The sequence below is a fragment of the Xanthomonas boreopolis genome, assembly GCF_046529185.1.
GTDB classification, from domain to species: Bacteria; Pseudomonadota; Gammaproteobacteria; order Xanthomonadales; family Xanthomonadaceae; genus Pseudomonas_S; species Pseudomonas_S boreopolis.
In genome coordinates this window covers 1,928,009-1,951,510 of sequence record NZ_CP097162.1, presented here as the reverse complement: position 1 = coordinate 1,951,510, position 23,502 = coordinate 1,928,009, and the positions used below count along the sequence as shown (strand labels likewise).

General features: G+C 70.0%; 18 protein-coding genes and 1 pseudogene. 3 read left to right on the top strand and 16 right to left on the bottom strand.

Features of this window, described 5'->3' with window-relative positions; all coding sequences use genetic code 11:
- Positions 1-23 precede the first annotated feature (23 nt).
- A complete protein-coding gene (locus M3M27_RS08555; RefSeq protein WP_434027778.1) occupies positions 24-1,652 on the bottom strand; it encodes a ShlB/FhaC/HecB family hemolysin secretion/activation protein in 1,629 nt (542 codons plus the stop codon).
- A gap of 194 nt (positions 1,653-1,846) precedes the next feature.
- On the opposite strand from M3M27_RS08555, the gene M3M27_RS08550 reads away from it, so the two are divergent.
- Positions 1,847-2,368 carry a hypothetical protein gene (locus M3M27_RS08550; protein ID WP_434027777.1) on the top strand — a complete coding sequence of 174 codons (522 nt, stop codon included), beginning with the start codon at positions 1,847-1,849 and terminating at the stop codon, positions 2,366-2,368.
- A 23-nt stretch (positions 2,369-2,391) separates the two neighbouring features.
- Here the strand turns inward: M3M27_RS08550 and M3M27_RS08545 are convergent, their stop codons facing one another.
- The 9 genes from M3M27_RS08545 to ligA form a co-directional block, all read right to left on the bottom strand.
- On the bottom strand, positions 2,392-2,904 hold the full coding sequence (locus M3M27_RS08545; protein ID WP_434027776.1) for a TonB C-terminal domain-containing protein: 513 nt from the start codon (positions 2,902-2,904) through the stop codon (positions 2,392-2,394).
- 135 nt (positions 2,905-3,039) lie between these two features.
- Complete coding sequence (locus M3M27_RS08540) at positions 3,040-5,589, bottom strand: membrane-bound PQQ-dependent dehydrogenase, glucose/quinate/shikimate family (RefSeq protein ID WP_434027775.1); 2,550 nt, start codon at positions 5,587-5,589, stop codon at positions 3,040-3,042.
- On the bottom strand, positions 5,579-5,812 hold the full coding sequence (locus M3M27_RS08535; protein ID WP_140718681.1) for a hypothetical protein: 234 nt from the start codon (positions 5,810-5,812) through the stop codon (positions 5,579-5,581). Before M3M27_RS08535 ends, M3M27_RS08540 begins: the two co-directional genes overlap by 11 nt.
- A 13-nt stretch (positions 5,813-5,825) precedes the next feature.
- The gene (gyrA, locus tag M3M27_RS08530) at positions 5,826-8,519 is read right to left on the bottom strand and encodes a DNA gyrase subunit A (RefSeq protein ID WP_434027774.1); all 2,694 of its coding nucleotides are present in this window, start codon (positions 8,517-8,519) and stop codon (positions 5,826-5,828) included.
- 380 nt (positions 8,520-8,899) lie between these two features.
- Positions 8,900-9,961: an S-methyl-5-thioribose-1-phosphate isomerase gene (mtnA, locus tag M3M27_RS08525; protein WP_434027772.1), complete on the bottom strand. Its 1,062-nt coding sequence runs from the start codon at positions 9,959-9,961 to the stop codon at positions 8,900-8,902.
- 218 nt (positions 9,962-10,179) lie between these two features.
- On the bottom strand, positions 10,180-10,872 hold the full coding sequence (locus M3M27_RS08520; RefSeq protein WP_434027771.1) for a DUF3011 domain-containing protein: 693 nt from the start codon (positions 10,870-10,872) through the stop codon (positions 10,180-10,182).
- Positions 10,873-10,980: 108 nt separating this feature from the next.
- Positions 10,981-11,940 (bottom strand): EF-P lysine aminoacylase EpmA, encoded by a 960-nt coding sequence (epmA, locus tag M3M27_RS08515; RefSeq protein WP_434027770.1) that lies wholly within the window; start codon positions 11,938-11,940, stop codon positions 10,981-10,983.
- Positions 11,940-12,413: an N-acetyltransferase family protein gene (locus M3M27_RS08510; protein WP_434027769.1), complete on the bottom strand. Its 474-nt coding sequence runs from the start codon at positions 12,411-12,413 to the stop codon at positions 11,940-11,942. The genes epmA and M3M27_RS08510 overlap by 1 nt, the downstream gene beginning before the upstream one ends.
- Positions 12,410-14,887, bottom strand: coding sequence for an NAD-dependent DNA ligase LigA (gene ligA, locus M3M27_RS08505; protein ID WP_434027768.1), 2,478 nt, complete (start codon positions 14,885-14,887; stop codon positions 12,410-12,412). Before ligA ends, M3M27_RS08510 begins: the two co-directional genes overlap by 4 nt.
- A gap of 286 nt (positions 14,888-15,173) precedes the next feature.
- Here ligA and M3M27_RS08500 point away from each other — a divergent pair, with 286 nt between their 5' ends.
- Entirely contained in the window at positions 15,174-16,286 is a 1,113-nt protein-coding gene (locus M3M27_RS08500; protein ID WP_434027767.1) for a pyridoxal phosphate-dependent aminotransferase, read from the top strand.
- 27 nt (positions 16,287-16,313) lie between these two features.
- On the opposite strand, the gene zipA is transcribed toward M3M27_RS08500, so the two are convergent.
- The 4 genes and pseudogenes from zipA to M3M27_RS08480 all read right to left on the bottom strand — a co-directional run.
- The gene (gene zipA, locus M3M27_RS08495) at positions 16,314-17,042 is read right to left on the bottom strand and encodes a cell division protein ZipA (RefSeq protein WP_434027766.1); all 729 of its coding nucleotides are present in this window, start codon (positions 17,040-17,042) and stop codon (positions 16,314-16,316) included.
- Positions 17,043-17,128: 86 nt separating this feature from the next.
- Positions 17,129-20,632: a chromosome segregation protein SMC gene (gene smc / locus M3M27_RS08490; RefSeq protein ID WP_434027765.1), complete on the bottom strand. Its 3,504-nt coding sequence runs from the start codon at positions 20,630-20,632 to the stop codon at positions 17,129-17,131.
- Positions 20,633-20,820: 188 nt separating this feature from the next.
- Positions 20,821-21,381, bottom strand: a complete 561-nt coding sequence (locus M3M27_RS08485; protein WP_434027764.1) for a LysR substrate-binding domain-containing protein — start codon at positions 21,379-21,381, stop codon at positions 20,821-20,823.
- Between the two features lie 139 nt (positions 21,382-21,520).
- Positions 21,521-21,712 (bottom strand): annotated as a pseudogene (locus M3M27_RS08480) (LysR family transcriptional regulator); the annotation flags it as partial.
- A 109-nt stretch (positions 21,713-21,821) separates the two neighbouring features.
- On the opposite strand from M3M27_RS08480, the gene M3M27_RS08475 reads away from it, so the two are divergent.
- Positions 21,822-22,484, top strand: a complete 663-nt coding sequence (locus M3M27_RS08475) for a flavodoxin family protein (protein WP_140718692.1) — start codon at positions 21,822-21,824, stop codon at positions 22,482-22,484.
- A 175-nt stretch (positions 22,485-22,659) separates the two neighbouring features.
- Here the strand turns inward: M3M27_RS08475 and rplI are convergent, their stop codons facing one another.
- Both rplI and rpsR read right to left on the bottom strand, forming a co-directional pair.
- Complete coding sequence (rplI, locus tag M3M27_RS08470) at positions 22,660-23,109, bottom strand: 50S ribosomal protein L9 (protein ID WP_434027763.1); 450 nt, start codon at positions 23,107-23,109, stop codon at positions 22,660-22,662.
- Between the two features lie 152 nt (positions 23,110-23,261).
- Positions 23,262-23,492: a 30S ribosomal protein S18 gene (rpsR, locus tag M3M27_RS08465; protein WP_002804494.1), complete on the bottom strand. Its 231-nt coding sequence runs from the start codon at positions 23,490-23,492 to the stop codon at positions 23,262-23,264.
- Positions 23,493-23,502 lie beyond the last annotated feature (10 nt).

The window sequence follows — 23,502 nt, the reverse complement described above, 5'->3', positions numbered from 1 at the left end:
AGATAGAGCGTGGAAGTCGGGAATCAGAAGCTGGTGCCGACGCTGAAATGCAGCCGGTGCGCGCCCTTGGTCGTGGTCGGGCCGTCGGTCAGCGGATAGCCGTAGTCGAGGCGGACGTTGACGCGGTCGTAGAGCCGGAAGTTGCTGCCGATGCCGATCGAGCCCAGCGAGAACTCGTCGTCCTGCTCGGGCAAGGGATCGCGCAGCTTGAGCCAGGCGCCGTCGAGGTAGGCGTACAGGCGCCAGTCCTGCAGGCCCCACAATCCCAGCGGCCGGGTGCGCCATTCGATCGAGCCGATCGCGCCGTAGTCGCCCAGCGCCTCGGCCGAGCGATAGCCGCGCACGGTGTACATGCCGCCGGCGGCGAACTGCTCGCCCGACACCAGCGGGATGTCGCTCACCTGCGCGGACAGGCGCGCATACCACTGCGCTCCGCTTTCCAGGGTCAGCGTGTCGTTGAGATCGGCCTTCACCGCGACGAAGCTCGGGTCGGCCCTGTAGCGCGCCCAGTCGAACGCGTCCGCATCGCTGCCGTAGCCGAGGAAGTTGCGGGTGCCGAACACGACCTGCAGGCCGGTGCCGAGCTGGTTCTTCTCGCCCTGCATGAAGCCGCTGTAGCCCACCGTGATCGGCGCGTACTTCAGGGGCACGTACTGGGTTTCCTGGTCGAGCATGCCGACCCCTTCCTTGCGGTCCTTGAACGCCACGCCCACGGAGAACTGGTGCCACCAGGCCCCGGACATGGCCAGGGTGCGGCTGAGCTTCACGCCCAATTCGTGGCCGCGGCCGGTGACGTTGGTGTTGCCTTCGGTCAGCACGTCGCTGTCGGAGGTGTAGCCGGAGAACTCCAGCGTCCAGTCCGGGCTGCCCAGCGGCAGCGCATAGGAGCCCGACCACACCTTGGCTTCGTCCAGGTCCTCCGGCGCGGCGAAGAAGGTCAGCGAGGCCACGTGTTCCTTCTGCCACAGGTTGTCGTTGCCGACGCTCACCACCGAGCGCAGCGCGGAGGTGTCGGCGCTGTGGTCGTTGTTGACCGACGCGCTGAAGCGCCAGGGCGATTCGTCCTCGACCTTCAGCTGCACGTCCATCGTGCCGGCCTGCCCGCCCTGCTTCACCAGCGGGATCACCTGCCGCTTGGCGGTACGGTTCAGCCGGGTCAGCTCCTGCTGGGCGCGGTTGAAATCCGGGACCTCGCCGGCGCGCAGCGACGGCACGCGCTCGCGCAGCGCTTCCGGATCGTTGTGCTTGGCGCCCACGACCTCGACCTGCCCCAGCCTGGTCTCGGTCACCTGCAGGAAGACCACGCCACCGGTGACCTGCTGCTCGGGCAGATCGACGTAGACCGATTGGTAGCCGCGCTCCTGGTAGGCCGCCTGCAGTGCGGCGCGCGCGGCTTCCACGTCTTCCAGGGTCCGGCCCGGGCCGAGGTACGGGGTGACGGCGCGCTCGATCGAGCGTGCGTCGAGCACGCTGTTGCCGCGCACGATGTACTCGTTGATGGTGACCTTGCGCGTGTCCGTGCCGCTCCCTTCGCCGGAAGGCGCGGACGCGGGCGCTTCCGCCTGTTGGGCATGGACCGCGGCCGAGCACATCGCCAGCATCAGGCCGGTAGCCAGCGCCGAGGCGGCCGGCCTTATCTTTTTTACGGACATCAGGCAGTTATCCGGATAACGAAAACGATGGTCGGCAGGCAACCGGTGGAGGTTGTGCCGCGTCCTTACTTAGGACGGATTCAGTTATCCGAAACCGCACACATTTTTTGCGCCGTCGTGCCCACCCGGAGCCGGTAGCAGGCGCACGTTTCCGAGTGATTACAACGCCGGGATTCATCCCGCGAGCCAATGGCATGATGCTTCCGCTTGCGGTGGCGACGTGCGGCTGCCCCGAGTCCACGACGTTTGAAGGTACGCACTTTCCCGCCCTTCATTTTCGGCATAGCATCGCGCTGCCTGCTTCCGGCGCGATCGCGCTCACCGCCCATCACTCATCCACGACGATGCGCCGCCTCATGCTGATCGCGTTGCTGGTCCCCGCCACCTGCGGCATCGCGCAGGCACGGCAGGATCCTGGCCACGGCAAGACAGGGAAGATCCCGGATCGGCATTGCATCGACATCGAGGTCAACGGCGAACGGGTGCGGGACTACGACTGCCTGAGCGGCTTGCTCATGCCCTCCACGGGCGACGCCGCGCGGTCGCCCGCGCAGTTGCGTTCGGAGGAGATCGCAAGGCGTCCTTCGACCGCGCTGGGGCTGGCCAATCCGGAAGCCACGCGCCAGCGGATGGGCAATACCTTCGGCAAGTCCACGTTGCCGCAGCGCCCGCCACCGGCACCGCCGGTGCTGCCGCCGGCGATCCGCAAACCGTGATCGCGCGCCGCCGGGCGTGAGCGTCAGCCGCCGGGGGCGGCGTCCGCGTCGAAATCCGGGTTGGGCTGCAGGGTCAACTGCATCACCAGCGGCTGCGGCATGTCCTCGGGCGGCGGCTCGGGAAGCGGGCTCGCCGCCAGGATCGCGCGCAGGTCGGCATCGGCCTGGACGTCGCCCAGGCTGCCGAATTCGCTGCGCTCCACCGTGCCGCGCGGGGAGATCCACAAGCGCACCACCACCGGCAACGGCGTGGCGCTTCGCGCCTGCCGTGTCTCCAGCCAGGCATGCAGGCGCGTGACCAGGTCGCCGCCGCCTTCGCTCAATCTGGCCTGCAGGGCGTTCCCGGTCGTTGCCGCATAGTCGATCCAGCTCGCGGGCACGGCCTCCTCCGCCTGGGCAGCCAGCGCTCCCACCGCCAGCAAGCCTGCTGCCCATAGGCGCACACGTCGCGACAGCGACCTCGCCCATTGCCGCATCGATGCCTCGATGCGCGGAGCGACCCTCGCCCCCCCGTCCTCGTTGCCGTGCCCGTTCATGCGATGGTTCCCGTCGCGATCCTCCCAAGCTAGACGGAAGCGGACGGCCAAAAGCGCCGCGGCAAGGATCGCCTGCCGCGGATGCGCCGCGGCAGGTGCACCGGGGACCGGTCCAGCCCGGTCCTCCCCGCAGGCTCAGCCCTGGGGCAACGCGTAGGCGATCACGTAGTCGCCGGGCCGGGTCTCCATGAAGTGATGGCCGGCCGCGACGATCACCAGGTACTCGCGCCCATCGACCTCGTAGACCATCGGGGTGGCTTGCCCGCCCGCGGGCAGCTTGTCGCGCCACACGGTCTCGCCGGTCCTCAGGTCGATCGCGCGGATCAGGTCGTCGGTGGCGGCGGCGATGAACACCAGGCCGCTGGCGGTGACCACCGGGCCGCCGTTGTTGGGCGTGCCGATCTGGATCGGCAGGCCGGAGCGGATGCCGAACGGACCGTTGCTGCGGGCCTCGCCGAACGGGCGGTCCCACAGGGTCTTGCCGGTCTGCAGGTCGATCGCGCGGATGCCGCCGTACGGCGGCTGCTTGCACAGCAGCTTGGTGAACGGCAGGCGCCAGCCGGCGTTGACGTTGACCGCGTACGGCGTGCCGGCCTGCGGGTCGCCCGCGCCCTCCGCGCCGCCCATGTCGCCGCGCACGTCCTCGCGCGGCGCCCAGCCCAGTTCGTCGGCCTTCGCGCGCGGCACCAGGATGTTGTAGTTGGGCATGTCGTTGTAGTTGGCGACGATCACGCGCCGGGTCGGATCCACCGCCACGCTGCCCCAGTCGGAACCGCCGTTGTAGCCGGGGTATTCGATCGAATGGCGGTCGGCCTCGGGCGGCGTATAGAAGCCCTGGTAGCTCGCCTTGCGGAACTGGATCCGGCATACCAGCTGGTCGATCGGCGTGATGCCCCACATGTCGCGCTCGGTGAGGTCGGGCTTGCGCAGCGTGTGGTACAGCGAGAACAACTGCGTGGGCGAGCGCTGCTCCGGTTCCACGCCGCCCTGCGGCACCTTGCGCTCCTCGGCCGGGGTCAGCAGCTTGCCGGTGCGGCGATCGAGGATGTACATGTCGCCCTGCTTGCTCGGCACCAGCAACGCCGGGACCGTGCCGTTGCCGGTCGGATAGTCGACCAGGCTCGCCTGCGAGCCGAAGTCGTAGTCCCATACGTCGTTGCGCACGGCCTGGAAATGCCAGGCCGGCTTGCCGGTGGCCACGTCCAGCGCCACCACCGAGGTGGCATAGCGGTTCTCGATGGGCGTGCGCAGCCCGCTCCAGTAGTCCGCCGCCGAATTGCCCATCGGCAGGTACACCAGCCCCAGTTCGTTGTCGCCGGTGGCGGTGGTCCACATGTTCGGGGTGCCGCGCGCGTAGGTCTCGCCCTCCGGCGGCAGGCCGCTCCGATCGGGATTGAGCATGTCCCAGGCCCAGCGCAGCTTGCCGGTCACCGCATCGTAGCCCTGGATCACGCCCGATGGCGCGTAGCGGCGCTGTCCGTCCAGCACCTGGTGCCCGGTGACGATCACGCCGCGCACGATCGCCGGCGGCGAGGTGATCGACACGTAGCCCGGCGGGGTGTCGCCCATGCCGACGGTGATGTCGACCTGGCCGTTGTCGCCGAAACCCTGGCAGGGCCTGCCGGTCTCCGCGTCGACGGCGATCAGGCGCGCGTCCAGCGTGCCTTCGATGATGCGCTTGCGGCAGGCCTGGCCGGCGGCCTCCTCGGCCACCGGCGCCGGCTGCACCCGCGGCACCGGATCGTCCGCATTGGCGCCGCGGGCTTCGGGCACGGCACCCGGCGCGGCGGCCGCGGCCGCATCGGCGTCGGTGCCGGCGGGAGGCACTTCGTAGTAGGCCACGCCGCGGCAGGCGGCGGTGTACGGGATCGACTCGTCCGCCACCTTCGGGTCGAAGCGCCAGCGCTGCTTGCCGGTGCGCGCATCGAGGGCGATCAGCTGGTTGCGCGCGGTGCACAGGTACAGGCTGTCGCCGACCTTCAGCGGCGTCGTCTCCGCGCCCCAGCGGCGCTCCGGCAGGTCGCCGGTGCGGAACTCCCAGGCCCGTTGCAGCCGGCCCACGTTGTCGAGCGTGATCTGGCCGAGCGGGCTGAAGCGTTCGGCCGCGTTGCTGCGGCCGTAGGCCGTCCAGTCGCCGTCGGCCGGCTGGTCCGAGGGCTGCACGAATCCCGCCGGCGCGCCTTGCGGGTTCGGCGAAGGCGCCGAAGCCCGCGGCTGCGGTTCCGGGAACCGGCCTTCCGGCCCGGTCACGCCGTGCGGCACGAACGCCAATGCGAACGCCACCACGAAGATCGCCGCCAGCACGCCTGCCAAGCCACGCGAGAGCGCGCGCGAAGCGGGCCGCTCCAGCCGGGGCGACAGCAGCGCCAGCACCAGCGCGAGCACCGTCACCAATCCCAGGCGCGGCACCCAGCGCCAGTAGCTGGCCCCCGATTCCCACCAGGTCCACAGCAAGGTGCCGACGAACACCGCCGCGAACCACCAGGCACCCGAGTTGCGGCCGCGCACCAGCTGCACGCCCGCCACCGACATGCCGACGCCGGCCAGCAGGTAGTACCAGGAGCCGCCGAGCGCGGCCAGCCAGATCCCGCCGGCGAGCAACACCAGCCCCAGCAATCCGATCGCGATGCCGAGCAGCACCAGCGTCCAGTGCCCTGTGCGGCGGGCACGGTAGTCAACGGCCATGCGTCTGTCCTCCTCGATGCGACATCGCCGACGGCATGCCGCCGCCGGGCGCGCACAGGGTGGCAATGCGTTTGTGAACGTCCTGCGTTCTTTCGCGCGCCGGGGTGAAGACGCCCTCGCGCCATCCGGCGAGCCCTGCCGTGTGCAGGCAACGCGAAAGGAGGCCGCTGGCCACGGCCTGGAAAGAAGAACGCCGGCTTGCGCCGGCGTTCTCATCGGTCATGCCACGCCCGCCCTCATGCCTGCGGCGGCGCGTTCTCCTCGCTGGCGGCGGGCATCGCGACCTCCTCGCCCGGCTCGTCGGCATCGGCGAGCGAGGCATCCAGGCGTTCCACCGCCTGCAGCTTCTCGCCCTTGCCGAGCCGGATCAGCGTCACGCCCTGGGTGTTGCGGCCGACGCGCGAGATCTCGGCGCCGCGCGTACGCACCAGCGTGCCGCCGTCGGAGATCAGCAGCACTTCGTCGCTGGCGCCCAGCAGCACCGCCGCGACCAGCTTGCCGTTGCGCTCGGTGGTCTGGATGCCGATCACGCCCTGCGTGCCGCGGCCCTTGCGCGGGTAATCGGCCAGCGGCGTGCGCTTGCCGTAGCCGTTCTCGGTGGCGGTGAGGATGTAGGCGACACCGGCCTTCTCGGCGCCGGTCTCCACGACCTCCGCCTCGCCGCTGTCCACGCTCTCCTCGATGTCGTCGCCCTCGTCCTCGGCACCGCCGGCAGGCTCGGCCGCGATCAGGCTCACCACTTCCTCGCCCTTGGCCAGCTTGATGCCGCGCACGCCGGTGGCGGTACGCCCCATCGAGCGCACGGTTTCCTCGCCGAAGCGCACGGTCTTGCCGTTGGAGGCGAACAGCAGCACGTCGCGGGTGCCGTCGGTCAGCGCCACGCCGACCAGCGCATCGCCTTCGTCGAGGTTGATCGCGATCTTGCCGCGCGCCAGGCGGAACGCGAACTCGCTGAGCGGCGTCTTCTTCACCGTGCCGTTGCGGGTCGCGAAGAACACGTACCGGCCCTCGGCATACTCGCGCACCGGCAGCACCGCCTGCACCTTCTCGCCCGGTTCCAGCGGGATCCAGTTGATGATCGGGCGCCCGCGCGCGTTCGAGCCGGCCTCCGGCAACTGGTGCACCGGCAGCCAGAACACCTTGCCGCTGCTGGTGAAGGTCAACAGCGTGTCGTGGGTGTTGACCAGCCACAGCTGTTCGATGAAATCCTCTTCCTTGGTCGCCGCCGCGCTGCGGCCGCGGCCGCCACGCTTCTGCGCGCGGTACGCCGACACCGGCTGGCGCTTGGCGTAGCCGGCATGCGAGAGCGTGACCACCACGTCTTCCGGCGCGATCAGGTCGAGGATGTCCAGGTCTTCCTCGCTGTGGCGGATCTCGGTGCGGCGCTCGTCGCCGTACTCCTCGCGCACGTTGACTAGTTCGTCGCGGATCACCTGCCGCAGCACGTCCGGGTCTTCCAGGATGCGGATCAGCCCGGCGATGGTTTCCAGCAGTTGCTTGTATTCCTCGGTGAGCTTGTCCTGCTCCAGGCCGGTCAGGCGGTGCAGGCGCATTTCCAGGATCTGCTGCGCCTGGACCTCGGTCAGCTGGTAGAGGCCGTCGATCAGGCCGACGCCCTTCGGCAGGTCCTCCGGGCGGGACGCCTCGGCGCCGGCCGCGCCGAGCAGCGCGCCGACCAGGCCGGGCTGCCAGGTCCGCGCCAACATGCGTTCCTTGGCTTCCTGCGGGTTGGCCGAGGTCCGGATCAGCTCGATCATCTCGTCGATGTTGGCGAGCGCGACCGTCAGGCCTTCCAGGATGTGGGCGCGGGCGCGCGCCTTGCGCAGTTCGAAGATGGTGCGGCGGGTGACCACCTCGCGGCGGTGGCGGATGAACGCCTCCAGCATTTCCTTGAGGTTCATCAGCTTGGGCCGGCCATCGACCAGCGCGACCATGTTGATGCCGAACACCGACTCCATCTGGGTCTGCTGGTACAGGTTGTTCAGCACGACCTCGGCCGACTCCCCGCGCTTGACCTCGATGTAGATGCGCATGCCGTCCTTGTCGGACTCGTCGCGCAGCTCGCTGATGCCCTCGATCTTCTTTTCCTTGACCAGCTCGGCGATCTTCTCGATCAGGCGCGCCTTGTTGACCTGGTACGGGATCTCGGTGACGGCGATCGCCTCGCGGCCGTTGTCGGCCACCTCGATCTCCGCCTTGGCGCGGATGCGCACGCGGCCGCGGCCGGTCCGGTAGCCGGCGACGATGCCCGCGGTACCGTTGATGATGCCGGCGGTCGGGAAATCCGGGCCCGGGATGTACTCCATCAGGCCGTCGACATCCAGTTCCGGGTTGTCGATCAGCGCGATGCAGGCGTTGATCGACTCGGTCAGGTTGTGCGGCGGGATGTTGGTCGCCATGCCCACCGCGATGCCGGCCGAACCGTTGACCAGCAGGTTCGGGAACCGGGTCGGCATGACCGTCGGCTCCAGTTCCTTCTCGTCGTAGTTGGGCTGGAAATCGACGGTTTCCTTGTCGATGTCGGCCATCAGCTCGTGGCTGAGGCGCGCCATGCGCGACTCGGTGTAACGCATCGCCGCGGCGGAGTCGCCGTCGATCGAGCCGAAGTTGCCCTGGCCGTCGACCAGCATGTAGCGCAACGAGAACGGCTGGGCCATGCGCACCAGCGTGTCGTACACCGAGGCGTCGCCGTGCGGGTGGTACTTACCGATGACGTCGCCGACGATACGCGCCGACTTGAAGTAGGCCTTGTTGCTGTGCGCGCCCAGTTCGTTCATCGCGTACAGCACGCGCCGGTGCACCGGCTTGAGCCCGTCGCGGGCATCAGGGAGTGCGCGCCCCACGATCACGCTCATGGCGTAATCGAGGTAGCTCTTGCGCATCTCGTCTTCCAGGTTGACCTGGATGATTTCCTTGGCGGTTTCTGCCATTCGGGTTCCGTAGTCTGGTTTTGCGGCGGATCGGGAGGACCTCGCGCACCAGGGCGCGAAGGCGTCCAATCCGCCGGTCGATTCAAGCGACCGATTCTACCACGGCAGGCCTATCGATGCTGGCGTTTTGCCAGCCAGAAACAAGCACTTGCAGGATTTTCGGGACCGGGGCCGGATGGGCCGCCCCCGGGTTCCGGCACCGGGGCACCGGAACAGCGGCAAGCCTGCTTCGGGCCGAAGACGGTTGTGGGAAAGACTTGGGTCCCGACGGGCTTTACCGGCCTGCCGTCGGGACCGAAGTCCCTCCCGCAAAGGCCTGCAAAAAAGTCGGGGCGCTTGACAGCCCGGCCCGGGCAACGATGGCTTCCCGGATCCCGGGCTCAACCGAACGCCGCCCGCATCGCGGCCGCATCCGGTCGCTCGATCACCCCGCGCTCGGTCACGATCGCATCGATCAGCTCGCCCGGGGTCACGTCGAAGACCGGGTTCCAGGCGTTGATGCCCTCGGCCACAGTGCGCACGCCGCCGACGCCGAACAGCTCGCCCGGGTCGCGCTGCTCGATCTCGATCAGGTCGCCGCTGGCGGTGCCCATGTCGACCGTCGAGGACGGCGCCACCACCATGAACCGGACGCCGTGGTGGCGCGCGGCGATCGCCAGCTGGTAGGTGCCGATCTTGTTGGCGGTGTCGCCGTTGGCGCAGATCCGGTCGGCGCCGACGATCACCCATTGCACCGCGCCGGTCTTCATCAGGTGCGAGGCGGCCGAGTCGGCGATCAGGGTGGCGTCGATGCCGTCCTGCTGCAGCTCCCACACGGTCAGCCGCGCGCCCTGCAGCCAGGGCCGGGTCTCGCCGGCGAACACCCGGCCGATGCGCTGCTGCGCCACGCCGGCGCGGATCACGCCCAGCGCGGTGCCGAAACCGGCGGTCGCCAGCGAGCCGGTGTTGCAGTGGGTCAGCACGCCGCTGCCGGGCGCGATCAGGCCGGCGCCGAGGATGCCCATGCGGCGGTTGGCGGCCAGGTCCTCGTCGGCGATGGCCTGGGCCTCGGCGGTCACCACGTCGCGCCAGTCCGCCCTCGCCTCCTGCAGCGCGCGGCGCATCCGCGCCAGCGCCCAGCCCAGGTTGACCGCGGTCGGCCGCGCGGCATTGAGCCGCTGCAGCGCCGGTTCCAGCTTCTGCAACGCCTCGGCGCCGTCGCCGGCGTCGATCGCGCGCGCGGCCAGCACCACGCCCCAGGCCGCGGCGATGCCGATCGCCGGCGCGCCGCGCACGGTGAGCGCATGGATCGCCTGCGCGACCTCGTCGCTGGTGTGGCACTGCACGTGCTCCACCACGAACGGCAGCTTGCGCTGGTCGAGCAGTTCGAGCGCGTCGCCGGTCCAGAGGATCGGGCGGATATGGTCGTAGCGGGCGTAATCGATGTGGGATTCGGTCGTCATCGCGCCATTGTAGGCCGAAGCCGCGACCGGGGTTCCGGGAGCGGAGGCTCGGAAAAGCGACAAGCCTGCTTCGGGTCGCGTGTCGTTGTGGGAGGGACTTCAGTCCCGACAGGCCTTACTGGCCTGCTGTCGGGACTGAAGTCCCTCCCACAACAGCCATCATGCCGAAGCGAGCCCCGCTTTACCGAGTTCCCGGTGCCGGAACCCGGTCCCGGCCTTCAATCGACGATGAACTCCGCCCGGCAGCCGCCGTCGACCCAGATCCCGTCGCGGCTCCAGCCCCAGTTCTTGTCCTGCACGCAGGCCGTGCCCGAGATCTGCCGGCCCAGCCGCACGCCACGCTCGACCGAAACGCCGCACATGCGCCGGATCCGGTTCTTGGACTCGCAGGTCACCCGGCGCGGCACGTCGACGAAACCGGACCCGTCCTCGGCCCCGATCTCGAACTCGCCGTCGCAGCCCCGCGATACCCAGATCTCGTTGCGGCGCGTGCCCCAGGTGCGGCCTTCCTTGCAGGGCCACGCCGAGCGCTGCCGCAACAGCCGCACCGGCGCGCCGCGCAGCATGACCGGGCAGCTGGTCTGCGGCCCGTTGGACTCGCAGCGCACCACGCGCCGGGTCAGCGCGTCGCCTTGCGACCGGATGGAACGGAATTCCGCCCGGCATCCGAGCGCGACCCAGATGCCGCCGCCGTTTGGTTCGACGTCCCATTCGCTGCCCCGGATGCAGGTGCTCTCCGACAGCTGGCGTACCAACTGCACGCCATTGGCCGTGTCGATCGGGCAGTGCCGCCGCTCCATGCCGCGCGATTCGCAACGGACTTGCACCGGGAGGTCTCCGTCCCCTGCGAACGCGGCTTGGGGCCACCACGACAAGCCGAGCACGCCGCAAAGAACGATGAACCGCTTCATCCCGCGACTCCCCCTGACAACATGAATGATCCGGACGCACCTTCCTTGGCGCAACGATCAAAGCATCATCGCCGTGAAGAAAGCAATACGCGCCGGGTTGCGTTTCCGTTATGCCCGCGCGAACTCGAACGCCAGCACGTCGGCGATGCGCGGCGTGGCGCGCATCGCCATCAGCAGGCGATCCACGCCGACGGCGACGCCGGCGCAGTCCGGCAGGTCCGGCAGCGCCTGCAGCAGCCGCTCGTCCAGCGGCAACTGCGGCAGGTTGCGCCTGGCGCGCACCCGGTTGTCGCGCTCGAAGCGCCGGCGCTGCTCGGCGGCATCGTTCAACTCGTGGTAGCCGTTGGCGATTTCGTGAACTCCCAAGTACAGCTCGAAGCGCTCGGCCACCGGAGGATCGCCCGTGGCCGGCTCGCGGATCCTGGCCAGCGCGCACTGGCTGGCGGGCCAGTCGTGCACCACCGTGATGCGGTCGGTCGGAAAATACGGCTGGATCCGATGCGTCATCAGCAGGTCGAGCCAGTCGTCGCGCACCAGGCCTTGCGGGTCGACGCCGACCTCGCCGAGCGCGCCGCGCAATGCGTCTTCGGCCGCCACCAACGGATCCAGGCCGAGCGCATCGAGGAACAGCTGCCGGTACGTGGTGACCTGCACCGACGCCTCGCGTCCCACCAGCGCCAACGCCTGCCGCACCAGCGCGATGGTCTCCTCGGCCAGCCGGCGGTCGTCCCAGCCGACGCGGTACCACTCCAGCATGGTGAACTCGGGATTGTGGCGGCCGCCTGCCTCGCCGTTGCGGAACACGCGGCCCAGCTCGTAGCAATCGCCGACGCCGGCGGCGAGCAGGCGCTTGAGCGGGTATTCGGGCGAGGTGCGCAGCCAGCGCAGCGGCAAGCCGGCATCGACGTGGCCGGTGAAACGGGTCGAGAAGCTCTCGATGTTCGGCTCGGTGTTGCCGGCCTCGGACATCACCGGGGTTTCCACCTCCAGCACGCCGCGCTCGGCGAAGAACGCGCGGATCGCCGCGTTGAGGCGCGCGCGCAGGCGCAGCTTGTCGAGCAGGGACATCAGGCCTCCGCGGCCGGCAGGCGCCGGCTCAACTGGTCGCGCTGGTCGTCGCGGTAGCCCAGGCCGAGGTAGAGCCGCCTGGCGGCGGCGTTATGGCGATTGACCTCCATTCGCACCATGTCCAGGCCGAGCGCGCGCACCCGCGCCTCGAACAGGGCGACCGCCTGGCGCCCCCAGCCGCGGCCGCGCGCGGCCGGTCCCAGGTAGAGCTCGTCGAGCAGGGCGTAGCGGCCGCCCATCTCCACGCTGAAGCACAGCGTCAGGATCGCGTAGCCGACGGCCGTGCCGTCCGGCGCCAGCCACAGCAGCGCTTCGCCCCGGTGCGGCTCGTGCAACAGCGTGCGCAGGCCGCGCCATGCACGTTCCGGATGGAATTCGATAGCGTCCTCGACGTAGAACGCGCGCATCATCGCCAGCAATGCGTCCTCGTCTGCGGGGACCGCCACGCGCCAGCCCAGTTCCGTCGCCGTCATGGTCCCTCTCCTCCGTGCTGCCGCAAGAACGCCAGCAGCCGCGCCTCGTCCCAGATCTCCACGCCCAGCGCCTGCGCCTTGTCGAGCTTGGAGCCGGCCTCCTCGCCCGCCACCACGAACGCGGTCTTCTTCGACACGCTGCCGGCGACCTTGGCGCCGAGCGCTTCCAGCCGCTCGCGCGCGCCGTCGCGGGTCAGCGCGGCCAGCGTGCCGGTCAGCACCACGGTCTGGCCGTCGAGCGGGCCGGCCTGGATCTCGGCGGTCTCCGGCAATCGCTCGAGCAGCCGGGTCCGCATGGCGTCGGCCGCGGCCAGCAGCGCCGCGTTGGCCGGGTCCTCCAGCCAGCCTGCCAGCGACTGGGCGGCCTCGGCCGGCAACCCGGCGGCCACGTAGTTGTGCTCGTCCTCGTCGAGCAGGCGCGCCGCCGAGTCGAACGCGCCGGCCAACTGCTCGGCGCGCAACCTGGTGATCTTCGGGATCTCCAGGTCCACCAGCAGCGTCGCCAGCGCCAGTTCGCCGCGCAGCCTGGGCGACGGCGGGTGCGTGTCGCCGATGCGCACGCCGCGCGCCAGCAGGTCGTCGATCGCCTGCTGGTTGCCCGGCTGGTCGAAGAAATGCCCGAGCGCGCGCGCGACCTCGCCGCCGATGTCCGGCACCCGCTTGAACAGCGGCCACGGCATGCGCCGGACCAGTTCCAGGTCGCCGAACCATTGCGAGAGCGCCTTGGCGGTGCTCTCGCCGACGTGCTCGATGCCGAGCGCGAACAGGAAGCGCTCCAGCGTGGTGTCGCGCGAGCGATCGATCGCCGCGACCAGGTTCTCGGCCCACTTGGTGGCGATCTTCTTCGGGTTCCACTCCAGTCGCAGCGGCAAGGCCAGCACCCGCAGGCGCCAGTCCTCGGCCGTGCCGAGCTTCACCACCGCATTGAGGCTGTCCCCGCTGCCCTCGCGCGGCAGGTGCGGCATCAGTTGCGTCGCCAGGCTTTCCGCCGATTCCGCGTCCAGCGCCAGCTTCAGCAGCAGCAACTGGTCGCGCGTCAGCAGGTACAGGTCGGCCACGCCCTGCACCACGCCGGCATCGACCAGCACCTCGATGAACTTCTCGCCCAGGCCGTCCACGTCCATCGCGCGGCGCGAGACGAAATGGCGGATCGCCTCCTTGCGCTGCGCCGGGCAGGTCAGTTCGCCGGAACAGCGCCAGACCGCGGCGCCTTCCTCGCGCACGATCTCCGAGCCGCAGACCGGGCAGGCCGGCGGCATCTGCCACGGCACGGTGCCGCCGGGCCTGCGTTCGGCGATCACGCTGACCACTTCGGGGATGACGTCGCCGGCGCGGCGCACGATCACCGTGTCGCCCACGCGCACGTCCAGCCGCGCGATCTGGTCGGCGTTGTGCAGCGTCGCGTTGGTGACGACCACGCCGGCCACCTGCACCGGTGCCAGCCGCGCCACCGGCGTGGCCGCGCCGGTACGGCCGATCTGGATCTCGATCGCCTCGACCGTGGTGGTCTGCTCCTGCGCCGGGAACTTGTGCGCGATCGCCCAGCGCGGCGCGCGCGAGACGAAGCCCATCTCGCGCTGGCCGGCCAGGTCGTCCAGCTTGTAGACCACCCCGTCGATGTCGAACGGCAGCCCGTCGCGGGCCGCGCCGATCCGGCGGTAGTAATCCAGCAGCCCGTCGCTGCCGCGCACGACCTCGACCAGGCCGCTGACCGGGAAACCCCAGTCGCGCAGGCGCGCCAGGATCGCCGAGTGCGTGGCCGGCAGCTCGCCGTCCTGCACCTCGCCCACGCCGTAGGCGTAGAAGCTCAGCGGCCGCTGCGCGGTGATCCTCGGGTCCAGCTGGCGCAGCGAACCGGCCGCGCCGTTGCGCGGGTTCGCCAGCACCTTGCCTCCGTGCAGGCGCGCCTGCTCGTTGTACTTCTCGAAGTCGGCGCGCGGCATGTAGACCTCGCCGCGCACCTCCAGCACCCGCGGCCAGCCTTCGCCGCGCAGCCTCAGCGGGATCGCGCGCACCGTGCGCAGGTTGGCGGTCACGTCCTCGCCGGTGGCGCCGTCGCCGCGCGTGGCGCCCTGCACGAACTCGCCCTGCTCGTAGCGCAGGCTGATCGCCAGCCCGTCCAGCTTGGGCTCGGCCGAGAACGCCGGTTGCGCCACGTCGAGCCGCTCGACGATGCGCCGCACGAATTCCTCCACCTCCTCGTCGCTGAAGGCGTTGCCGAGCGACAGCATCGGGATGGCGTGGCGCACCTCGGCGAACTTCGAGGACGCGGCATGCCCGACGCGCTGGGTCGGCGAATCGGGCGTGGCCAGCTCCGGATGCGCGGCCTCCAGCTCGTCCAGCTCGCGCAGCATCCGGTCGTACTCGACGTCCGGGATCGGCGACTCGTCGAGCACGTGGTAGCGGTAGTTGGCCTCGTCGATGCGGCGCCGCAGCTCTTCGGCGCGCCGGGCGGGATCCGGGATGGCGGTCATGCGCTCTCGCGGCATTGCTCTGGGGCGGCGATTCTATCGGGCATGGCGCGAAGGCGACATGCGGTCATGCGCCCCCCGTAATCCACAGGCGCTTTTTTTGTGGGAGCAGCTTCAGCCGCGATGGGGCGTTCGGCTTCGTGCAGCTCCCTCTGCAACAGCCCGCACATTCATGTGCAGGGGTTCAGATGGGAAAGCCTCATCGCGGCTGAAGCCGCTCCCACGAAAAGCCGCGCCTCCGGAAAACCTGGACGGATTTAAGATTGCACGAATCTCCAAGGAGCCTTCCGTGTCCCAGCCCGTCTCGCGCCGCTCGTTCCTGCAACTGGCCTCTTCCGGCCTGGCCGTCTCCGCGCTCGGTGCCGGCGAGGCGGCCGCACGTGCGACCCGGATGCCGGCGATCGCTCCCGCCCCGGCCGCCGGCCCGGTCTACCTGAACTTCAACGAATGCCCGCTCGGCCCCGCGCCGGCGGCGCAGGACGCCGCCACCCGGATCGTGGCCCGCTCCGGACGCTACCTGTTCGACATGGCCCGGGAGCTGGCCGGGCAGATGGCCGAGATCGAGCGGTTGCCCGCGGACCACCTCGCCCTGTACCCGGGGTCCAGCGACCCGCTCAATCGCTGCGGCGCGCTGTTCACCTCTGCCAAGGCCGGCGTGGTGGTGGCCGACCCGACCTTCGAGGCGGTGGCCGAGGTCGCCGCGGCCCAGGGCGCCCCGGTGCATCGCGTGCCCCTGCGCGCCGACGGCGCCCACGACGTGCGGGCGATGGCCGGGGCCGCGCGCGACGCCGGGCTGATCTATCTCTGCAACCCCAACAATCCGACCGGCTCGATCACCCCGCGCGCGGACATCGAGTGGCTGCTGGCGAACAAGCCCGCTTCCGCGGTGCTGCTGGTGGACGAGGCCTACATCCACTACAGCGAGGAAGCCTCGGTGGCGCCACTGGTGCGCGAGCGCCAGGACCTGGTGGTGCTGCGCACGTTCTCCAAGCTGTACGGCATGGCCGGCCTGCGGCTGGGCGCGGCGATGGCCGCGCCGGTCCTGCTCGAACGCCTGGAAAGACTCGGCGGCAACCCGTTGGCGGTGACCGCGATGGCCGCCGGCATGGCCAGCCTGCGCGATCCGCAGCTGGTGCCGCAGCGCCGCGCGGAGAACGCCCGCATCCGCCAGGCCACCATCGCCTGGCTGGAGGAACAGGGCTACGCCTGCCTGCCCTCGCAGTCCAACTGCTTCATGGTCGATGTCAAGCGCGACGGCAAGGCGTTCGCGCAGGCGATGCAGCGGCAAGGCGTGCTGGTCGGCCGCAGCTGGCCGGTATGGCCGGAGTGCGTGCGCATCACCGTCGGCACCGAGGCGGAGATGCTCAGGTTCCGCGAGGCGTTCCTGGCGGTGCGCCGCTGACGCGCCGGGATCGCCGGCCGGCCGCCGCTACCAGCGCGGCGACTTGGTCAGCGGCGGCGCCTGGTGCTGGCGGTCGTAGGCGCGCAGGTCGTCGCGGATGTGCGCGATGCGCTGGCGGCCGAGCGCGTTGCGGCTGTCGTCCAGCACCACGCCGTCGAGCAGCTCGGCCATGCGCTGCACGGTCGGCAGCATCTTCTCCCAGGCGTCCAGCGCGGTCATCGGCGCCGGCAGGGTCAGGAAGAACGCGATCGCCGGCGTCTGCATCTCGCGGATGTTGGCCATGTCGAAGCTGCCCGGCTTGAGGATGCTCGCCATGCTGAAGATCGGCCCGCGCTCGGGGTGGCCCTCGATCAGGCGGTGGAACACGTTCATGTGGCCGAACACCAGCCCGGTCTTCTCGGCCGCCACCACGATGTCCTCGCCGCGCAGCACCTGCCCGGCCTTGGCCGCGACGTAGAGCGAGACGATCTTGTCGAAATCCTGGCTCGGCCGCTTGCCGAGCTCGGAGGTGTCCGGTTCGGCCGGCTCCAGCCCCAGCTCCGGCTGCGAGACCGCCTCGCCGCTGTAGTCGCCGTCCGCCGGCGCCGCCTCGCCCTCGCCCAGCACCGGCTCGCGCCGCTCGCGCGCGGCGTTGTCGCCGGATTCCACGCGGCGGCCTTGCGGCGGCTTCTTGGGCCGGCCGAACAGGAAGATGGCGGCAATCAGCAGCAGGCCGGCGGCCAGGATGCCGATCCGGATCATGGCCACGTCAGACATTCGGCTTGCCTCCGAAGATTGAAAATAAGATCCCGGCCCATGGAGGTGCCGTGCTCCTGCGAGGGACTCGCCAAAAGCATGGCACGTCAGGCCGCGCCGGCCAAACGCGCGGCCTCTTCCAGGTCCACGCTGACCAGGCGGCTCACCCCGGGCTCGCGCATGGTCACGCCGGACAGCTGGTAGGCCGCCTCCATCGTCGCCTTGTTGTGGCTGACGAACAGGAACTGCACCTTCTCGCTCATCTCCTTGACCATGTTGGCCAGGCGGCCGACGTTGGCCTCGTCCAGCGGCGCGTCGACCTCGTCGAGCAGGCAGAACGGCGCCGGGTTGAGCTGGAAGATCGCGAACACCAGCGCCACCGCGGTCATCGCCTTCTCGCCGCCGGACAGCAGCGAGATGTTCGATACGCGCTTGCCCGGCGGGCGCGCCATGATCGATACGCCGGTATCGAGCAGGTCCTCGCCGGTCAGTTCCAGATAGGCGTGGCCGCCGCCGAACAGCCGCGGGTACAGCGCCTGCACGCCGGCGTTGACGCGGTCGAACGTGTCCTTGAAGCGTCCGCGGGTCTCGCGGTCGATCTTGCGGATCGCCTCCTCCAACGTCTCCAGCGCGGTGGTCAGGTCGACGTTCTGCGCCTCCAGGTACTCGGCGCGCTGCGCGGCCTCGCCGTACTCGTGGATCGCCGCCAGGTTGACCGGCTCCAGCCGGCGCATGCGCGCATCGATCTGCGCCACGTTCTGTTCCCACTCGCCGATGTCGGCGCCGTCGGGCAAGCCATTGACCACGTCCTGCAGCACGAAGCCGGCCTTCTCCACCTCGGCCTGCAACTGTTCGGCGCTGAGCACCAGCGCCTGCTGGTCGAGCTTGCGCTGGGAGATCCGTTCGCGCTGCGCCAGCGCCTGCTCGTCGCGCTGCTGGCGGGTCTGCTCCAGGCCGCGCAGTTCGCCGTCGATGCCTTCCAACTGCGAGCGCGCCTCGGCCAGCACGCGCTCGGTGCGCACCCGCTCGCTGAGCGCGGCCTGGTGCTGCTGCTCCAGCTCCACCACCGGCGAGTCGCCCTCGCTGAGCTGGGCGATCAGGTCCTCCAGGCGGGTGTCGAGCTGGCCACGCTGGTTGCCCATGCGCTCCAGGGTCTGGCTCAGCGAGGCGATCTGGGTGCGCTGCGACTCCAGCGTCAGCGCCAGCGCGTGCGAGGCGTCGCGCACGCTGCGCGCGGCGTCGCGGGCCTGGTCGCGCGCTTCGGTGAGCTGGCGGCGCTCGGCCTCCAGCGCCTGGCGCGCGCTTTCCAGGTCGCCCATGCGCTCGACCGCGTCCTCCAGCTTGGCGCGCGCCTCGCGCGCCTGCTCGCGGCTGGCATCCAGCGTTTCCACCAGGTGCGCCAGTTCGCTCTCGATCCGCTCGATCCGGTTGCGCGCGGCCTCGACCTTGCCCTGGTGGCTCTGCAAGCGACCGGCCAGCTCGGAGGCGCTGCGATGCGCCACGTACAGCTGGCGCTGGGCTTCCTCGCGCTGCTGCTCGGCCGCGAGCAACTGGTCGCGGAAGCTCGAGAGCCGCCGCTCCAGCTCGGCCTCGCGCTCCTGCAGCGTCTCGATCTGCGCGCGCAGCTCCTGGATCTCGCGCTCGCGCAGCAGCGCGCCCTGCTTGGCCGCGCCGGAGCTCGACACGCGCACCCAGCCGTCGCCCAGGCGTTCGCCGTTGCGGGTGATCACCGAATCGCCCTCGCCCAGCCGGCCCTGCAGCGCGCGCGCGGCGGCCAGGTCGTCGGCGCCGTGCAGGCGCGCCAGCAGGCGTCGGATCGCCAGCGGTCCGCGCACCTTGGCGGCCAGCGAGGTCGGCGCGAACTCGCCTTCGCCCGCCTGGTCGGCGACCAGCGCGATGCGACCCTCGCCCAGCTCGCCCAGCGCATCGACCAGCGCGCCCGGGTCGTCGACCAGCACGCCTTCGATCAACTGCCCGAGCGCGCTTTCGACCGCGTTCTCCCAGCCCGACTCGACCGTGATGCGCTCGCCGACGCGCGCGGCCGAATCCAGCCCGCGCGCCTTGAGCCATGCCACCGCCGCGCCCTGCTCCTGGCCCAGCGCGGCCTGCTGCAGGGTTTCCAGCGACGAGAGGCGGCCGCGCGCGGCTTGCGCCTGCTTGCGCACGTCGGCCAGCTCGGCCTGGCTGGTGCGCTGCTGTTCCTGCAGCGCCGTCACCGCTTCCTTGCGCTCCTCGACCTGCTCGGTGAGGCCGTCCAGCGCGGTGCGCTGCGTCTCGTGCTGGAGCTGCAGTTCCTCGAAGGCCTCGTTCAGAGCCTCCAGGTCCAGGCCCGCCCGCTCGCTGACCAGGGCCTCGCGCCGGCGCTCGGCTTCCATCGCCTGCTTGTCGAGGTAGTCGACGCGGGTGCGTTCCACCTCGCCGGCGCGCGAGGCCTCGCCGGTGTCGCGGTTGTGGCTTTCCCAGCGCTGCTGCCAGTCGGCCAGCCGCGCCTCGGCCTCGCGCAGCGCCTCCTGCTTGAACTCGTTCTCCTCGCGCAACTGCTCCAGCTTCGGCTCGGCCTGCGCCACCGCCTCCTGCAGCACCGCCAGCTTCGCCGAATCGCTGCTGATGTGCTGGATCAGCTCCTGCAGCTGGCTCTGCGCCTCGTCGCGCGCCTTGTGCAGGCGCTGCGACAGCTCGCGCTGGTGCTGGATCTGCTGCTCGATGCGGGCCAGCGTGCTGCCCACCTGGTAGACATCGGCCTGCGCCCTGGCCATCGCCTCGGCCGCTTCCTCGCGGCGCACGCGGCCGGTCTCGATGCGGGCCTCGGCCTCGCGCTGCTCGGCGATCAGCTGCTGCAGGCGGGTCTCCTCCTGCGACAGCTTCTCGCGCAGTCCCTGCAGGCGCCCGTCCAGGTTGCGGTACTGCAGCGCCTTCCATTCGGCGTCCTTGACCCGGCGCTCCTCCTGCAGCGCCTGGTACTGCTCGGCCTGCTTGGCCTGGCGCTGCAGGTGCGCCAGCTGCTTGGTGATTTCCTCGCGCAGGTCGTTGAGGCGATCCAGGTTCTCGCGCGTGTGGCGGATGCGGTTCTCGGTCTCCTTGCGCCGCTCCTTGTACTTGGAGATGCCGGCGGCCTCTTCCAGGTACATGCGCAGGTCTTCCGGGCGCGCCTCGATGATCTGGCTGATCATGCCCTGCTCGATGATCGAGTAGCTGCGCGGGCCCAGGCCGGTGCCGAGGAACAGGTCGGTGATGTCGCGGCGGCGGCACTTGGTGCCGTTGAGGTAGTAGGCGCTGGTGCCGTCGCGGCTGACCGTGCGCTTGACCGAGATCTCGTTGAACGAGGCGTACTCGCCGCTGATCGCGTGGTCGGAATTGTCGAAGATCAGCTCCACCGTCGCCTGCGCCACCGGCTTGCGCGCCGAGGAGCCGGAGAAGATCACGTCGGTCAGCGAGTCGCCGCGCAGGCGGCTGGCCGAGCTTTCGCCCATCACCCAGCGCACCGCATCGATGATGTTCGACTTGCCGCAGCCGTTCGGACCAACGATGCCGGTCATGTTGGTCGGCAGGTGCAGCGTGGTCGGATCGACGAACGACTTGAAACCGGACAGCTTGATCGTGGACAGGCGCATTGGGCGGGAGATTTCCAGTGCCAGGCCGGTCGCGGCGGCACCTCAGTATTCCGGAAGGAATCCGTTCGTAAACCCATGATCTTCAAGGAGACCCGGATCGCGAAACGGCAGTCGGGGATGAGTATAGCCGGCTGTAGGGCGACGCCGCCGGGCCGGGGGGCGGTTCGCCCCGGATCGGCCTCGCCCGTTCATGCCGGCGCGGCGACCTGGCCCGCCATCCACTCCAGGAACGCCGCCACGGCCGGGCGCCGCTCCCGGCCCGGGACGCAGAGCACGGCGTAGCTGCCGCCGGGCACCGCGATTTCCGGCCGGTACGCGCACAGCAGGCCGTTCGCCACGGCCTCGGCGACCATGAGCGAGCTGGCCATGACCAGCCCCTGGCCCGCCATCGCGGCCTGCAGCGCATAGCTCTCCTCGTCGTAGACCCGCGGCTCCTCCTCCGGCCACGCCTCGCCGGCGGCGGCGCACCAGCGTTGCCAGGCCTCCTCGTACAGGCGCGAGTCCCGCCAGCGGACGGTGATGCGCCTGGGCACCTGCAGCGTCGCCCCCGCCACCTGCGCCGGCGCGCCGTACACGCCGAACCGCTCGGCAAGGACCGCCAGTTCGCGCAGCCCGGGATAGGGGCCGCCGCCGTAGCGGATGGCGAGGTCCACGCCGGCGTTCCTTTGCAGGTCGAGCACCTCCGGTCCGGTCTCCAGCAGCACCTGGTAGCGCGGATGCGCCTCGTAGAAGCGCCCGAGCCTGGGCACCAGCCACAGCGGCGAAGGAGTGCGTCGTGGTCAGCGTGACCGTGCCGGCGTCCGGCTCCGGCCTGAGCCGCTCCAGCGTCCAGGCCACCTCCTGCAGGGCGCCATGCACGCCTTCGAACAATTGCGCGCCCTTGGCCGTGAGGGCCAATCCGCGCGGACGTCGTTCGAACAGGGCGAAGCCGAGGGTGCGCTCGAGATTGCGGATCTGGTGCGAGACGGCGGTCGGCGTCACCGACAGCTCGGCCGCGGCGCGCTTGAAGCTGAGCCAGCGCGCGGCCGCCTCGAACGCGCGCAACCCGGACAGCGGCAGCGAAGCGAACACAGGGGTCATCTCCCATGGATGAATTCAATTCATCATCGGTGAAAAACCATCGTTTGTCGCGAACCTCGTCCAAGCTGAAGAATCAACGCCTCCATCGCCATCCCAAGCAGGACGACAAATGAATCAAGCTCATCCAGATAAACGCTTACTGATCCTCGTCGGCAGCCCGCGCCGCGACGGCAACAGCGCCCTGATGGCCCAGGCGGTCGCCGAGGGCGCTTCGGAAGCCGGCCTCGACGCCAGCATCCGTTTCGCCGACGACTACATCGCCGGCCTGCTGACCGATATCCGGCAGGCACCTCCCGCGGCCGATCGCTACGGCGAGCTGTTCCTCGAGCACTTCCTGCCCGCGGCCGGCGTGGTGTTCTGCACGCCGGTCTACTGGTACGGCATGTCGGCGCAGACCAAGGCGTTCTTCGATCGCTCGTTCGCCTACTACGTCGCCTCGCATCCGCAGTCGGAGGAGGTCAAGCGCCGCATGACCGGCAAGCGCCTGGGCCTGGTGGTCGCCTCGGAGGAAAGCTACCCCGGCGTGGCGCAGGGCATCGTGCACCAGTTGCAGGAATATGCGCGCTACACCCATTCGCAATTCGCCGGCTTCGTGCACGGCGTGGGCAATGCCCGCGGCGAAGTCGCGCACGACCCGCGCCGGCCGCTGGACGCCGCACGCGCGCTGGGCCGGGACATCCTCGACCGGCACTATTCGGACTACCGGGTGGATACGCCCCGGGGCAATGCGGTCTGGGCGCCGACGCCCCGACCGGCCGCCACCGCCTCATGATGGGCGCCGTTGGCATTGGCCGGCGATTGTGCGGAGGGACTCCGCCCCCGGCGGGCCCTACCGGCCTGGCGCCGGGACGAAAGCCCCTCCCGCGAGGAAGATGGGCAGCGCCAAAAGAAGACGGGCGCCCAAGGGGCGCCCGTCTCGGTTTACAGCGATCGATCCGCCAGGCGGATCAGACGTCGGCCTCGACCACGACCTTGACCGTGACCTCGACGTCGGCATGCAGGTGCAGGAGCACGTCGTACTCGCCGATCTGGCGGAACGCGCCCTCGCCCTGGATGACCTCGCTCTTGGACAGCGGCAGGCCGGCGGCGGTGAAGGCCTCGGCGATGTCGCGCGGACCCACCGAGCCGTACAGCTTGCCTTCGGTCGAGGCGTGCGCGGCGATGGTCACGCTCGCGCCCTCGAACTTGGCGGCACGGGCCTGGGCCTCGTCGTGGCTGGCCTTGGCCTTGGCCTCGTACTCGGCACGCTTGGCCTCGAACGCGGCGACGTTGGCCTCGGTGGCCGGCACGGCCTTGCCCTGCGGCACCAGGTAGTTGCGGCCGTAGCCCGGCTTCACGCTGACCTTGTCGCCCAGGTTGCCGAGGTTGGTCACCTTCTGCAGAAGAATCAGTTCCATCGTAATGCTCCGTTATTCGTTAGCGGCGGCACGCGGCCGCCGCAACGCTTGCTGTCCGAATAGGACGGGAAAGACGCCAGAAAAGTCATCGGAGGATGCTTTCCTGTTGAAAACCCGCACACGGATGTGCGGGCTCTTCCGAGGGACTCGGATCAAACGTCGTGGTTGTCGGTGTACGGGATCAGGGCCAGGAAGCGGGCGCGCTTGACGGCCGTGGCCAGCTGGCGCTGGTACTTCGACTTGGTGCCGGTGACGCGGCTCGGCACGATCTTGCCGTTCTCGGTCAGGTACTGGCGCAGGGTGTTGAGATCCTTGTAGTCGATCTCCTTGACGCCCTCGGCGGTGAACTTGCAGAACTTGCGGCGGCGGAAGAACTTGGACATGGGTGTGCTC